General features: G+C 64.7%; 15 protein-coding genes. 5 read left to right on the forward strand and 10 right to left on the reverse strand.

What is annotated here, in order from left to right:
* Nucleotides 1-27: 27 nt before the first annotated feature.
* Together GM909_RS06950 and GM909_RS06955 are read left to right on the forward strand one after the other, a co-directional pair.
* Complete coding sequence (locus GM909_RS06950) at nucleotides 28-897, forward strand: NAD(P)-dependent oxidoreductase (RefSeq protein WP_157015475.1); 870 nt, start codon at nucleotides 28-30, stop codon at nucleotides 895-897.
* A gap of 14 nt (nucleotides 898-911) precedes the next feature.
* Complete coding sequence (locus tag GM909_RS06955; protein ID WP_157015476.1) at nucleotides 912-1,613, forward strand: DNA alkylation repair protein; 702 nt, start codon at nucleotides 912-914, stop codon at nucleotides 1,611-1,613.
* A 38-nt stretch (nucleotides 1,614-1,651) separates the two neighbouring features.
* Here the strand turns inward: GM909_RS06955 and GM909_RS06960 are convergent, their stop codons facing one another.
* The 4 genes from GM909_RS06960 to GM909_RS06975 all read right to left on the reverse strand — a co-directional run bounded on the left by GM909_RS06960 (nucleotide 1,652) and on the right by GM909_RS06975 (nucleotide 4,130).
* Nucleotides 1,652-2,143, reverse strand: coding sequence for an Lrp/AsnC family transcriptional regulator (locus GM909_RS06960; protein WP_157015477.1), 492 nt, complete (start codon nucleotides 2,141-2,143; stop codon nucleotides 1,652-1,654).
* 104 nt (nucleotides 2,144-2,247) lie between these two features.
* A complete protein-coding gene (locus GM909_RS06965) occupies nucleotides 2,248-2,877 on the reverse strand; it encodes a uracil-DNA glycosylase family protein (RefSeq protein WP_157015478.1) in 630 nt (209 codons plus the stop codon).
* 1 nt (nucleotide 2,878) lies between these two features.
* Nucleotides 2,879-3,490, reverse strand: a complete 612-nt coding sequence (locus GM909_RS06970; RefSeq protein ID WP_157015479.1) for a glutathione S-transferase — start codon at nucleotides 3,488-3,490, stop codon at nucleotides 2,879-2,881.
* Between the two features lie 40 nt (nucleotides 3,491-3,530).
* Nucleotides 3,531-4,130: a thermonuclease family protein gene (locus GM909_RS06975; protein ID WP_235911704.1), complete on the reverse strand. Its 600-nt coding sequence runs from the start codon at nucleotides 4,128-4,130 to the stop codon at nucleotides 3,531-3,533.
* Between the two features lie 84 nt (nucleotides 4,131-4,214).
* Between GM909_RS06975 and GM909_RS06980 the strand changes: the two genes are divergently transcribed.
* Entirely contained in the window at nucleotides 4,215-5,732 is a 1,518-nt protein-coding gene (locus GM909_RS06980; RefSeq protein WP_157015534.1) for a sensor histidine kinase, read from the forward strand.
* Between the two features lie 31 nt (nucleotides 5,733-5,763).
* Here the strand turns inward: GM909_RS06980 and GM909_RS06985 are convergent, their stop codons facing one another.
* Nucleotides 5,764-6,756, reverse strand: coding sequence for a nicotinate-nucleotide--dimethylbenzimidazole phosphoribosyltransferase (locus GM909_RS06985; RefSeq protein WP_157015481.1), 993 nt, complete (start codon nucleotides 6,754-6,756; stop codon nucleotides 5,764-5,766).
* Between the two features lie 163 nt (nucleotides 6,757-6,919).
* On the opposite strand from GM909_RS06985, the gene GM909_RS06990 reads away from it, so the two are divergent.
* Nucleotides 6,920-7,153, forward strand: coding sequence for a DUF1289 domain-containing protein (locus GM909_RS06990; protein ID WP_157015482.1), 234 nt, complete (start codon nucleotides 6,920-6,922; stop codon nucleotides 7,151-7,153).
* Nucleotides 7,154-7,426: 273 nt separating this feature from the next.
* Nucleotides 7,427-8,131, forward strand: a complete 705-nt coding sequence (locus tag GM909_RS06995) for a TIGR02281 family clan AA aspartic protease (protein ID WP_157015483.1) — start codon at nucleotides 7,427-7,429, stop codon at nucleotides 8,129-8,131.
* A gap of 51 nt (nucleotides 8,132-8,182) precedes the next feature.
* Here the strand turns inward: GM909_RS06995 and dusA are convergent, their stop codons facing one another.
* The 5 genes from dusA to GM909_RS07020 form a co-directional block, all read right to left on the reverse strand.
* Nucleotides 8,183-9,190, reverse strand: a complete 1,008-nt coding sequence (dusA, locus tag GM909_RS07000; protein ID WP_157015484.1) for a tRNA dihydrouridine(20/20a) synthase DusA — start codon at nucleotides 9,188-9,190, stop codon at nucleotides 8,183-8,185.
* Nucleotides 9,191-9,319: 129 nt separating this feature from the next.
* Nucleotides 9,320-10,123, reverse strand: coding sequence for an ABC transporter ATP-binding protein (locus GM909_RS07005; RefSeq protein WP_157015485.1), 804 nt, complete (start codon nucleotides 10,121-10,123; stop codon nucleotides 9,320-9,322).
* Complete coding sequence (locus GM909_RS07010) at nucleotides 10,120-11,154, reverse strand: FecCD family ABC transporter permease (RefSeq protein ID WP_157015535.1); 1,035 nt, start codon at nucleotides 11,152-11,154, stop codon at nucleotides 10,120-10,122. The genes GM909_RS07005 and GM909_RS07010 overlap by 4 nt, the downstream gene beginning before the upstream one ends.
* Before the next feature lie 2 nt (nucleotides 11,155-11,156).
* Nucleotides 11,157-12,197: a FecCD family ABC transporter permease gene (locus GM909_RS07015; RefSeq protein WP_157015486.1), complete on the reverse strand. Its 1,041-nt coding sequence runs from the start codon at nucleotides 12,195-12,197 to the stop codon at nucleotides 11,157-11,159.
* Nucleotides 12,194-13,189 carry an iron-siderophore ABC transporter substrate-binding protein gene (locus GM909_RS07020; protein ID WP_157015487.1) on the reverse strand — a complete coding sequence of 332 codons (996 nt, stop codon included), beginning with the start codon at nucleotides 13,187-13,189 and terminating at the stop codon, nucleotides 12,194-12,196. Before GM909_RS07020 ends, GM909_RS07015 begins: the two co-directional genes overlap by 4 nt.
* Nucleotides 13,190-13,356 lie beyond the last annotated feature (167 nt).

Genomic DNA, 13,356 nt, shown 5'->3' on the forward strand with positions numbered 1-13,356 from the left:
CCGTCCAGGGAATCAAGGAGTATAGATATGGCTAAAGTCGCTTTTCTCGGTCTCGGCGTGATGGGCTATCCCATGGCGGGACATCTGAAGAACAAGGGCGGGCACGACGTCACAGTCTACAACCGCACCGCTGCAAAGGCCGAGAAATGGGTCGGCGAACATGGCGGAAAATCAGCCGCCACGCCGGCCGAGGCGGCCCGCGACCAGGATTTCGTCTTTGCCTGCGTGGGCAATGACGACGATGTCCGCGCCGTCACGACAGGAGCCGACGGGGCATTTTCGACCATGAATAAAGGCGCCGTCTTCATCGACAACACGACTGCCTCGGCGGACCTGGCGCGCGAACTTGCAGCAGCGGCCGAAGGCCGCGGCATCGGCTTTGTCGACGCGCCCGTCTCGGGCGGTCAGGCCGGCGCGGAAAACGGCGTGCTCACTGTCATGTGCGGCGGCGAACAGGCGACGTTCGACAAGGCCAGGCCGGTGATCGATTCCTATGCCCGCATGGTTGGGCTGATGGGGCCGGCCGGCAGCGGCCAATTGACCAAGATGGTCAACCAGATCTGCATTGCAGGCCTCGTCCAGGGGCTTTCCGAAGGCATTCACTTCGCCAAGCGTTCGTGCCTCGACGTGGAAGCCGTCATCGACGTCATCTCCAAGGGCGCGGCCGGCTCCTGGCAAATGGAAAACCGCTACAAGACGATGAATGCCGGGACCTACGATTTCGGCTTCGCCGTCGACTGGATGCGCAAGGACCTCGGCATCTGCCTGTCGGAGGCCAACAACACCGGCGCCAAATTGCCGGTGACGGCACTGGTCGACCAATTCTACAAGGAGGTCCAGGAGATGGGCGGCAAGCGCTGGGACACCTCCTCCCTGCTCGCCCGGCTGGAAAAATAGCCCGAACGGACGATATGGCCGGGCTGCCCCGAGACGCCGGCGCCGAGGCGATCCTCGCCCATCTGCGCGCCAATGCCTCGCCGGAAAACTGCGCGGGCATGGCGCGCTACGGCATCGATACGCGCGGTGCGCTCGGCATTCCAAATTCCGTGCTCAGGCCGCTGGCGCGGCGTCTGGGTCGCGATCACGACCGGGCGGACTTGTTGTGGCAAAGCGGGATCCGCGAGGCGCGGCTTCTTGCCTGTTTCACCGACGAGCCGGGCAGGATCACCACCACGCAGGCCCGCCGCTGGGCCGAGGATTTCAACTCATGGGAGATTGTCGACCACGCAGCCGATCTCTTCGTCCGGGCCGGACTTCATACGACCCTTATCGCCGCCTTCGCACAGGACGAGCGCGAATATGTCCGCCGCGCGGCCTTCGCCATGATCGCCGCATGCGCGGTTCACCTGAAAGCGGCGCCGGACACGACCTTTCTGCAATGGCTCGATCTGATCGAAACGCATGCCGGAGACGGGCGCAATTTCGTGAAAAAGGCCGTCAACTGGGCGCTGCGGCAGATCGGCAAACGCTCGGCAAGCCTCCATGCCCCTGCGCTCGCCCTGGCCGAAAGGCTGGCGGCCAGCGACGAGGGGACCCGCCGCTGGATTGGGCGCGATGCCGTCAGGGAACTCACCGCCGAAAAGACGCTGGCCCGCCTTGCCAGAAAGGCATGAGGCAACCCACCTGCCGGTGACGGTGCTGACGTACGCCGTCACGCCGCCGACGTGGCGGCCTCCTTGTCGAGGACCAGATAGTCGAGCGGCAGCTCGGTCGTATACTTGATCTGCTCCATGGCGAAGGAAGACGAGACGTCGCGAATCTCGATCTTCGAGATCAGCCGCTTGTAGAAGGCGTCATAGGCGGCGATGTCCGGCACAACCACGCGCAACAGGTAATCGACGTCTCCGCTCATGCGATAGAACTCGATCACCTCCGGAAATTCCTGGATGACCTCGGAAAAGCGCCGCAGCCATTCATGGCTGTGCGAATTGGTGCGGATGGCGACGAAGACCGTCACCCGAACATTGATTTTCACCGGGTCGAGGATCGCGACCCGGCGGCGGATAATGCCCTCTTCCTCCAGCTTCTGGATCCGGCGCCAGCACGGCGTCGTCGATAGTCCGACCTTCTTGGCGACGTCGGCAACGGCAAGCGTGGAATCTTCCTGAAGCAATCGAAGAATTTTCCGGTCGAGGCGGTCCATGTCAGGCTCCAAATGAGAACAGAATACCATCTTGCGCCGGAATAACGGCATTCTCAAGAAAATTTTTCTCACAAACTGGCATTACGTCGGCACCGTCTGTTGTTTCACGCGCTGATCCGTGCCGCAACTTCGCGTCTCAACACCGGCAGCAGATCGCGCTCGAACCAGGGATTCCGCTTCAGCCAGCCCGTATTGCGCCAGGAAGGGTGCGGCAGAGGCAGGATTCTTGCCGGGCGGGGCGCCTCGAATATCTCTCGCCACGCCGCCACCGTCTGCGTCAGCGTTGCGCGGCAATCCCTGCCGAGATGCCATTTCTGGGCATGCTGCCCGACTGCCAGGACGAGTTCGATCTGCGGCATCAGGTTCATCAATGGCTGGCGCCAGTGCGGTGCGCATTCGCGGCGCGGCGGCAGATCGCCACCCTTGGCGTCATAGCCGGGAAAGCAAAATCCCATCGGCACGATGGCGAACAGCGCCGGATCGTAAAACGCCTCGCGTGAAACGCCCATCCAGTCGCGCAGCCTGTCGCCCGAGCGATCGTTGAACGGCAGGCCCGTCTCATGCACCCTGAGACCCGGCGCCTGGCCGGCCACGAGGATCCTGGCATTCGCCGAGGCAACGACGACCGGGCGCGGTTCATGCGGCAAGGGCCGTCCAATCGGCTCGTCGCGGCAGATGGTGCATCGACGGATTTGTGCGGCCAGGCACTCCAGCGGCGATGCATCGTCACCCATGTCAGGCGCGCGCGCTCGGGCGGGCCGAAACGGTCTCGTGCCAGCGCCGCACATTGGCGAAGGCGTCCGGCAAGGCGATGCGCGCCGGCTTCATGAAGTCAATGCCGATCAGGCCCGTGATATCGGCGACCGAATAGCTGTCTCCGGCTACGAATTCGCGCTCCGCCAATTCGCGATCGAGAAATGCCAGGAAGTCGACGACCTTGGGCTTGTTGGCCTCGCCCCATTCGGGAACCTGCGGAATTTCCCATTCCTTCATCGCCGGATGGATGTGACGAAAGGCATGGGCGACCTGCATGAGCAGGTTGAGCTCCATGCGCCGCTGCCACATCTCCACGCGTGCCTTTTCCAGCGCGCCGGTGCCGAAGAGCGGCGGGGCGGGATGAAGCTCCTCGAAATAGCGGCAGATTGCGATCGATTCGGTGAGAACCGTTCCGTCGTCCAGTTCCAGCACCGGCAGGCGCTGCAATGGATTGCGTTCGGTGACCTCCTGCGACCGGTGGCCGAGCGCGCCCATGTCGACCGGCGTCATGGGAACCTCGATGCCCTTTTCTGCAAGAAATACGCGTACGCGCCGCGGATTGGGCGCCCTTCCGCCGTCGAACAGTCGCATAGCCGGCCTCCCGTGATGCTGTGATTGCCTGATCGAAGTGTTATTGCGTCCCTATCATGGCGCGCAGCCAGTTGACGAGCCGCGCCAGCAGATGGTGTTCGGGCTCGACCATGGCGCCCTTCATTCTGCGCCAGTCGCCGGGCCGGTCAAATGTGCCCGCCCAAAGACCCTTGCCCCCGGCCCGTGCCATGGATTCGGCCATCCTGTAGCCGCCATATGCGACGGCCCAACCGGCGGCCACCATGGCCCCGTTCAAGTCTACGCCGCCCGCTGAACAGGTAGCCAGCAGTCGATCATAGCGGTCCCGTTCCCATCCATCGCATGTCACCGGACCGGCCGTGGCGAGGCGTTGCAGTTCCTGCTTCGCCCGGCGGCCGCAGCGGTAACGTCCCTGCGGTCCGGCGCAATCCTGATCGAGTTCCGGTGCATCGATGCCGCGCAGCCGGATACGCTGCCCGTCAAGGCTCAGCGTATCTCCGTCGTGGATAACGGCATCGCCCGTCCACGAGCGCGTCGCAACCCTGTCGAGCCTGGTGGCGATCAAAGCGAGCAATCCGACCAGCACAGCGGCTGCGGCAAGATCGACAACCCGCCGGAAGCCGCCCGAACGGCGGGCCGGGCGGCCTCTGCGTCGTTCCATCCAGAGCCTCATTGGCTGAAGGGAGTCTTAACCATCGGCTTGTACGCTCGAATGCTGAGGATCATTCACCCAATCCCGGACTCCATGGCGCCGCAACGCTCGACAACGGCAGACAAGAACATTGTGGACCGCACCCGTTCGAGCCGCAATGGCGAACTGGCGCGTGCGTTGCGCGAGACTCGCAACCGATTGGCCAACTCGCCCGGAAGCCCCGGTTTCGACCGTGAGATGCTGACACTGCATGGCCGCGCCACCATCGGCAGTGCAACGACGATCCCGCTCCTGGCCTTTGCGGCTGCAGCGTCCGGGATGATCGCCGGGATGGGCATACCGCAAATCGTCACCTGGGCCGCCGCAACATCGATCGTCTATGCGGTGATCGCGCTGTTTGCGCGGCGGACCGGACGACTGGCTGTGCGGGAGGGCGCGTTGGCCGGCATACGGTATCGCTTTCTGCTCGGGCATTGCCTTGCCGGGTTGTGCTGGTCCTGGTTCGTCTGGGCCGATTGCCAGATCTGCCAGATCGACCAGTTCCCCGTCGTCAAGGCCGTCGTGCTGCTTCTGGCGATGGCCGTTTCTGCGATCTTCAGCTTTGCGCTCAGCGGCGCGCTGTTGTGCACGTTCGCGCTGCCCGCAGTCCTGTTTGCCGCAATGAGCGTGCGCACGGGAACGCCGGTCGACCTCGTCATGGCCGGCCTGCTGCTGGTCGCCCTGCCCTTCTTCGCCTATGTGGCGGGCCATCTTCGCCGCTCGGCCATCATGCTGCTCTCGTTCCGCACCGAGAAGGACGGGCTCATTGCCGAACTGGAAACGGCCAACGCGATCTCCGACGAAGCGCGCCGGCGGGCCGAGGAAGCCAACCTGGCCAAGTCGCGTTTCCTGGCCTCCATGAGCCACGAATTGCGCACGCCTCTCAATGCGATCCTGGGCTTTTCTGAAGTGATGTCGCAAGAGGTTCTGGGCCCTTTGGAGAACGAGACCTATCGCGACTATGCCCGCGACATTCACACCTCCGGCAAGCACCTGCTCGAGCTCATCAACGAGATCCTCGACATCTCGCGCATCGAGGCCGGACGCTACCAGCTGCAGGCCGAGCCGATGCAGCTTGCCGAGGTGGTCGAGGAATGCTGCCATCTCTTCGAGCTCAAGGCGCGGACAAAAAGCATCAGACTTGTCCAGGACTATGAGAGCAGCTTGCCGCAACTCAATGCCGATGAGCGCGCGGTACGCCAGATCACGCTCAACCTGCTGTCCAATGCCGTCAAGTTCGCCCCTTCGGGCGGTGAAGTGCGGGTCCAGGTCGGCTGGACGGCCGGCGGCGGACAGTACATTTCGGTTCGCGACAACGGGCCGGGCATACCGGCCGACGAAATCCCCATCGTGCTGTCGGCCTTTGGTCAGGGCTCGATCGCCATCAAGAATGCCGAACAGGGCACCGGGCTCGGCCTGCCCATCGTGCAGGGCCTGCTGCGCGTCCACGAAGGCAAGTTCGATATCCGATCCAAGCTCAGGGGCGGCACGGAAGCGATCGCGATTTTCCCGGCCACACGTGTCCTGAAGGCGCATCCGACTTCACCCGAGCCGCAGCGCGCAACGGCGTAGAACATGTCCCGCTCTTTGAAGCGAACGCGCGCTAGTCGACCGGTTTTGTGCCGGCGTGCAGTTGTGCTGCGGCCTTGACGACGCCGGCCGCCAGTGCGCCTTCCGCCCCTGCCCCAAGATCGGAGCCGAAATCCAGGACCGGACGAAGCCCAAGCCGCTCGGCCGCACGGGCATGGCCGGGCTCATGGCCCACCGCGGCCAGGATACAATGATCGATAGCCGACCCGTCAAGCGCCTTGAGCAGTGCGGCCGACGCGGTGGCGGCAAAGCCGTCGAGGATGACGGGGATGCGCTGGATCCGCGCGGCCAGGATCGCGCCGGCGATGGCGGCAAACTCACGCCCGCCGAGGCGGCGCAGGGTCTCCAGCGGATCCTTCAGATGCCCGGAATGCACAGCCAGCGCCTCGTCGACGACGGCCGCCTTGTGCCGTTGCATCTCGCCGCCTGCACCCAAGCCGGGATCGACCCAGGCCGCACCATCTCCGCCGTAAAGGGCGGCCAGCACGGCGGCTGCCACCGTCGAGCCTGCAACGCCGATGCTGCCGATGCACAGAAGATCGGCCCCGCCGGCGACGGCTTCCATGCCGAAGGCCATCGTGGCCGCGCAGGCGCGCTCGTCCAGCGCGGCCTCGCGGCTGATGTCGCCGGTGGGAATGTCCAGCGCCAGGTCGAAGACCTTGAGGCCCACATCGGCGGCGACGCAGGCCTGGTTCACCGCGGCTCCGCCGGCCGTGCAATGCTCGACCATGGTGGAGGTCCAGGATTGCGGCCGCACCGAGACGCCCCTTGCGGCCACGCCGTGGTTGCCCGCGAAAACGGCCGCCAGAGGCCGCGAAACGACGGCGGGCGAGCGGCCCGACCAGTCGCAATACCACGCCGCCAGTTCACCCAACCGGCCGAAAACGCCGTCGCCACCGGCGCGCTCGATGGCGTTCCTGGCCAACTGCCCCGCATCCGGGTCCGGTCCGGGGAGGTCGGCAATCAAAGTGCGAAAGTCGTCGAAAGGAAGTCCGGTAGCAGTCATGACTGATGAGATGTCCGTAAAAATGTCCGGCCACGGCTTAGACGCAGCGCAACGCCAACACAATGGCCGCAGGCTCACTCATTGACGCATGACAGCGCTGGCGCGACCTTGTCCTGAAAGAGAATCCGCACCATGTGCGTGAAACTACGAACCAGGAGCGGCGATGAACGCGATCGAATCCCCCTGCATCCTCGTCTGCTCGATCGACGAAAAGACCGGCTATTGTTTCGGGTGCGGCCGGACACGCGAGGAGATTGCCGGCTGGATCGACATGAGTGCCGACGAGCGGCGCGACATCATGGTCGAATTGCGCATGCGGCTTGAAACCGTCGAGCGCAAGCCGCGGCGCATGACGCGCCGCGCGCGCATGGCGCGCCAACGCGAACGGACGGGCTAGGCCGTGTGGACAGCTATGGATTGGAGCGTGGTATGAGCGAAAATCGTTCAGTTCCAGGAGCGGGCCCGCAGGAAGGGTCGACCCCTTTCAAGGGGCCGCGACGCCGAAATGGGCGATTTTCGCCATACCCGTATCGGGCACGGCGGATTTCGCCCCTGAATGTGTCGAAAATGCTCGACGGTGGTCGACACCGCCTTGCGCTTTTCTCCTCTTCAGGAACGAAATCCGGCTCGCGCCACGCCCGATCCATAACTGTCCACACGGCCTAAAGCCATGCCGCGGCTCTTCTGGATCGTCATGGCAGTGATGGCGGGCGGGCTCATCCTGCTCGTCCTCAACCATGACGGCGGCGCGACGCTTGGCATGGCGAACGACCGGTTCGGCCGTATGGTCTACCTGGTGGCGCTGGGGCTGGTGATCGGCGGCGCGCTGGTTGCATCGCGCATTTCTTTCAGCAACGCCGCGCGCAGCCTCGCCATCTGGCTTGCCGTCATTTTCTGCCTGATTGCCGGCTATCAGTTCCGCTACGAACTCCAGGACGTTGCCAGTCGCGTCACGGCGGGGCTCGTGCCGGCGAGCCCGATCGCCATGCGCGTCGACGGCGACACCAATGCGGTGCGCCTCGACAAGCTGGCCAACGGGCATTTCGGAGTGCGCGCCGAGGTCGATGGCCAACCCGTCCGCTTTCTCATCGACACCGGCGCCACGACCACGGTACTCACGGCGCGCGACGCCGAGCGCATTGGCATCGATCCCGCCTCGCTCTCCTACTCCATTCCCGTATCGACCGCCAACGGCACGGCAAGGGCGGCGCGCGCCCGTGTGGACGAGATCCGCATCGGCTCGATCTCGCGCTCGCGCGTTCCCGTTCTTGTCGCGGCACCGAGAACGCTGCAGCAGAGCCTGCTCGGCATGAACTTTCTCGGCACTCTGACCGGATTCGACATCCGCCAGGACGTCATGATGCTGATCGATTAGACTGGGCCATCGCGTCGCGGAACAACGGTTGCCCGTCCAGGCAGACGTCGCTCAGGCGGCTTCCAACCGGCCCTTCCAATCGACGGCGGCGAACGCCTTGCGCAGGATTTCGGGCCCGGCGCCGGGCCGGGTCGCCTCACTCGACAGGATCTGGCGATAGTGCCGTGCCCCGGGCCGGCCGTGGAACAGGCCGATCATGTGCCGCGTGACATGCGACAGCCGCCCCCCCGACACGATGTGCGCGGCGGCATAGTCGCACATCGTCTCGATGACCGCCTCGAAATCGACCACGCCCGGGCCGTCTGCGAATATCTGCGAATCGGCTCCGGCCAGGATGGACGGATTGTGATAGGCGGCACGCCCCAGCATGACGCCATCAAGCTGCTCGAGATGGCGGTGCGCTTCATCCAACGTCTGAACACCGCCATTGATGCCGATGAAACGAGAGGAATATCGCTGCTTCAACCGGTACACCCGCTCATAGTCGAGCGGCGGGATGTCGCGGTTTTCCTTCGGGCTCAGCCCCTCCAGCCACGCTTTACGCGCATGCACCCACAAGGCGTCGGCGCCGGCGGCGAACACCGCCTCGGCCATCGCGTCGAGCGCCGTCTCCGGGTCCTGGTCGTCGACCCCGATGCGGCATTTCACCGTGACCGGCAAGGCGGTCTGGCGCTTCATGGCGGCGACGCAGGCACCGACGAGATCGGGCGCGCGCATGAGGCAGGCGCCGAACGTGCCCGACTGGACGCGATCGGAAGGACAGCCGCAATTGAGGTTGATCTCGTCATAGCCGAACGTTTCACCGATGCGCGTCGCTTCGCCCAGCTTGTCCGGCTCGCTGCCGCCAAGTTGCAGGGCCACGGGATGCTCGACATCGCTGTAGCCGAGCAGGCGCTGGCGATCGCCGTGGATGACCGCGTCGGCCACGACCATCTCGGTGTAAAGCAGCGCCCGGCGCGTCAATTGCCGATGAAAGAAGCGGCAATGACGGTCCGTCCAGTCCATCATCGGGGCCACCGACAAAATTTTCTCTTTGTTTTTCAATGCGCTGAAATACATCAAAAGCCCGATCAGATCATCAATCCGGCGTTCACATAGGGGCAAATTGCCCGGATTTGTACCGTACTCGACCTCTTCCTGCACTGAAATCGCCGGGATTTAAAGGTCTCGAGGACATCGCCGCCAAATTCACGCCGTTGCCATGCGATGCCGCCCGATCGGCAGCATGATCGGCCTGCCCGAGGTCGGATCCTTGATGATGCGGCTTTCGAGCCCGAAGACCTCCCGCACGCTCGCTTCCGTCAATACGTCTTCCGGCTTGCCCGAGACCTGCACGCGCCCGCCGACCATGGCCAACAGGTCGTCCGCATAGCGCGCTGCCAGATTGAGGTCGTGCAGCACCATGACGATGGTGGTTCCGCGTGCGTGATTGAGGTCCGACAGCAGATCCAGCACTTCGACCTGATGGCTGATGTCGAGAAAGGTCGTCGGCTCGTCCAGCAACAGGATCTCCGTCTGCTGCGCCAGCGCCATGGCGATCCAGACACGCTGGCGCTGCCCGCCGGAAAGCTCGTCCACCGGCCTTTCGGCCAGTTCGAGGGTTCTAGTGGCCGTGAGCGCGGCGGCAACGGCCTCGTCGTCCTTGCGTGTCCAGCGTGAAAACATGCCCTGATGAGGATGTCTTCCGCGGCTGACAAGATCGGCGACCGTGATGCCTTCCGGCGCAATCGGCGACTGGGGAAGCAGGCCCAATGTCCGCGCCAGCTCGCGCGGCGGAATCCGGTGGACCGACTTGCCATCAAGCAGAACATGGCCCTGGCGCGGCGCAATGAGCCTGGACATCGCCCGCAACAGCGTGGACTTGCCGCAGGCATTGGCGCCGACGATTGCGGTGATCCTGCCGGGCGGCACGGCGAGTTCGAGCCCGCTCAGGACTTCTGTGTCACCATAACCCGCCGAAAGCCGGCTGGCGGTGAGAGTATGAACGGTCATAGCGAGCCCCCGGTGCGGTTTACGCGCACGATCAGGTAAATCAGGTAAGGCGCACCCAACGCCCCGGTGACCACGCCGACCGGATAGCGGCTGGGCAGGAGGAACTGGCCGCAATAATCGCCCGCCAGCACGAGCGTCGCCCCGATCAGCGCCGACGGGATCAGCAGCGATCCGTTGCCGCCGACAATGCGTGCGGCGATCGCTCCCGAAAGAAAGGCGACGAAGGAGATCGGCCCCGTTGCCGCGGTCGCCACCGCGATCGCGCCGACCGCCGCGATCATCACGATGATGCGGGTGCGGACGATGTCGGTGCCGAGGGCCGCCGCTGTGTCGTCGCCCAGTTTCAGCGTGTCGAGGTCGCGGGCGCGGCTGAGAAGCAGTCCGCCGAAGACGGCGAGCGCCAACAGCACCGGCACGGTCTGACCAAGCTGCGCGCCGTTCACACTGCCGGTCAGCCAGCGCAGCGCCTCCTGAAGGTTCCATGCCGGGGCGCGCGACAGCGTATAGGCGATGAAGCTTTCCAGCATGGCGGAGACGCCGATCCCCACCAGGATCAGGCGTGTGCCGGCGACGCCGTTGCGGAAGGACAGCGCATAGATCAGGAGCGCCACGGCCAGGCCGGCCATCACGGCGAAGACCGACACGGCCGGTCCGCTCAGCGACAAGACGACAATGGCAAAGACCGCCGCCGCGCTGGCGCCGAGATTGATGCCGATGATGTCCGGACTGGCCAGCGGGTTGCGCAGCATGATCTGGAAGGCAGCACCGCCGAGCCCGAAACAGAGGCCGGACAAGACCGACAGCACGGCGCGGGGCAGATGCAATTGCCCGACAGCGAAGCCGGCGCCCGGCACATCGTGGCCGAGCAGCACGCGCACGACGTCGCCGGGCGGCGTGTAGCTTTGGCCGACCATCAGCGTCAGCGCGAAGAGCGCGGCAAGCAGGGCCAGCAAAACGGCGATCACGAGTCGGCGCCGGCGCGCGCGGCTGCTGCGGCCCTGGATGACGATATCGACCGGCGACAAAAGCATCGTCATAGGTCTCGAACCCGCTGGCGACGGACGATCCAGATGAAGAACGGTGCCCCGACGAAGGCGGTCACGATGCCGACCTCGAGTTCGTTCGGGCGGGCGATGATCCGGCCGGTGACATCGGCGGCCAGCAGCAGACAGGCGCCCGTCAGCGTGGAAAAGGGCAACAGCCAGCGATGGTCGATGCCGACCAGCAGGCGGCAAAGATGCGGCACGACCAGGCCGACAAAGCCGATCGGCCCGCAGACAGCTGTCGTCGCACCGCACAACAGGATGGCGCCGAGCACGGACATTGCGCGCGCCAGGGCGACGCGCTCGCCCAGTCCCGCCGCCAGTTCGTCGCCAAGCGCCAGAAGATTCAGCTTGCGCGCCGACAGCAGGCTGAGCACGAATCCCACGGCAAGGAAGGGAAGGACATTGGCGATATCGTCGAAGGTGGCACCGCCAACCCCGCCGACCTGCCACGAGCGAATGCCCCCGGCGATATCGGCGCGCGGCAGGACAATCGCGATGACCAGCGAAGACAGGGCGGCCGAGGTGGCGACACCGGCCAGCGCCAGCTTCAACGGCGTCGCGCCGCCGCGCCCCAGCGATCCGATCGTGTAAACGAAACCCGCGGCAACGCCAGCGCCCAATATGGCCGTCCAGATGTAGGCCTGTGCCGACGCCATGTCGAACCACGCGACCCCGACGACGACGGCCAGCGCGGCGCCGCGGTTAACACCCAGAATTCCAGGATCGGCCAGCGGATTGCGCGTCACGCCCTGCATGATTGCCCCGGTCAGTCCGAGCGCCCCGCCGGCGAGACCGGCAAGGATCGTCCGCGGGATGCGCGCGGCCACCACGGCCTGGCCGATGCTGTCGACCTGGCCGCCCAGCGCCGCCACGATATCGGCCCATGCGACGTCGCGCGTGCCGATGGCGACCGAAGAGACGAGGAGCAGAACGAGCGCTGCCATCACGGCAACGAGCCAGATCGATCTCATGCCGTTCGCCCGGCCCGAAACCGCCTGTACGGGAGGCGTGATACTGTCCGTCGTCATTCGGTCTTTGCGGCGGCTTTGGCCAGCATGTCCACATATTCGTCGAGAACCCAGGAAATCGACAGCGGCGTCGGGTTGGCCGCGGTACCCAGCGGATCGCGACCGAGCATGACCACGGCGTCATGTGCGACGGCAGGCATTCGCGACATCAAGGGATCGGCCTTCAGTGCCTCGAGCAACGCCTCGCCGCCATAGGTCACGACGATATCCACATCGTCGAATGCATCGATCCTTTCGGCGCTGATCTGGCCCGAATACTGACCGGGCCTGGAAGGCTCGATCACGCTTTGCGGCGCCCTCAAGCCGAGATCCTGAAAGAATTTCACCCGCGTATCGTTTGTCGTGTAGAAACTGACGACACTCAGATTGGTCGTGTCGAGATGGGTGATGAACATCGCCGACTTGCCCGCCAGTTCGGGATGTCGTGCGACCGCCTGGGCGATTTCACCTTCAATCCGCCCGATCAGCGCCTCGCCCTCGGCCGCCATACCCAGGCCGGCGCTGTTGAAGCGGATCATGTCGCGCCAATCGGTCGCCCAGGGAGAGTCCGGGTAAGCGACGACCGGAGCGATCTTGCTCAGAGTGTCGTAGTCGGATTGGCTCAGGCCCGAATAGGATGCCAGGATCACATCGGGATCGGTCGCGGCCACAGCCTCGAAATCGATGCCGTCGCCCTCGTCGAATAGCACCGGCGTGTCGGCACCGAGCTCAGCCAGTTTGCCGGCCACCCAGGGTAGCACACCGTCGCCGTCGTCATCGCCGAAATTGGCCGCGGCGAACCCGACCGGCGCAATGCCGAGCGCCAGCGGGACTTCATGATTCGCCCAGGCGACCGTCGCTACCCGTTCGGGCTTTTCGGCAATCGTCGTCGTGCCCAGTGCATGCTCGATGGTCACGGGAAAGGCGTCTTCCCCAGCCCATGCGCAACCGGCCGCGAACAATGACAAGCATGTCGCGGCAAACGGTGCGAACAGGCGGAACAACCGCAGCATCGGCGAAACTCTCCAGGGCGTTTTAAGTTGAATTTCAGTTTCAGGTTAATCCGCCGACGTCAAGTCGGGCGCCCCCTGCTCGGCGGGAGCGTGTCGATCTTTCCGTAGATTCCTACAAAACCGGAGGAATCTACAATACTGGAATGCTGCACTCAAGTTAACAGACG

The sequence above is a fragment of the Mesorhizobium xinjiangense genome (genome assembly GCF_009749525.1).
Taxonomy (GTDB): domain Bacteria; phylum Pseudomonadota; class Alphaproteobacteria; order Rhizobiales; family Rhizobiaceae; genus Mangrovimarina; species Mangrovimarina xinjiangensis.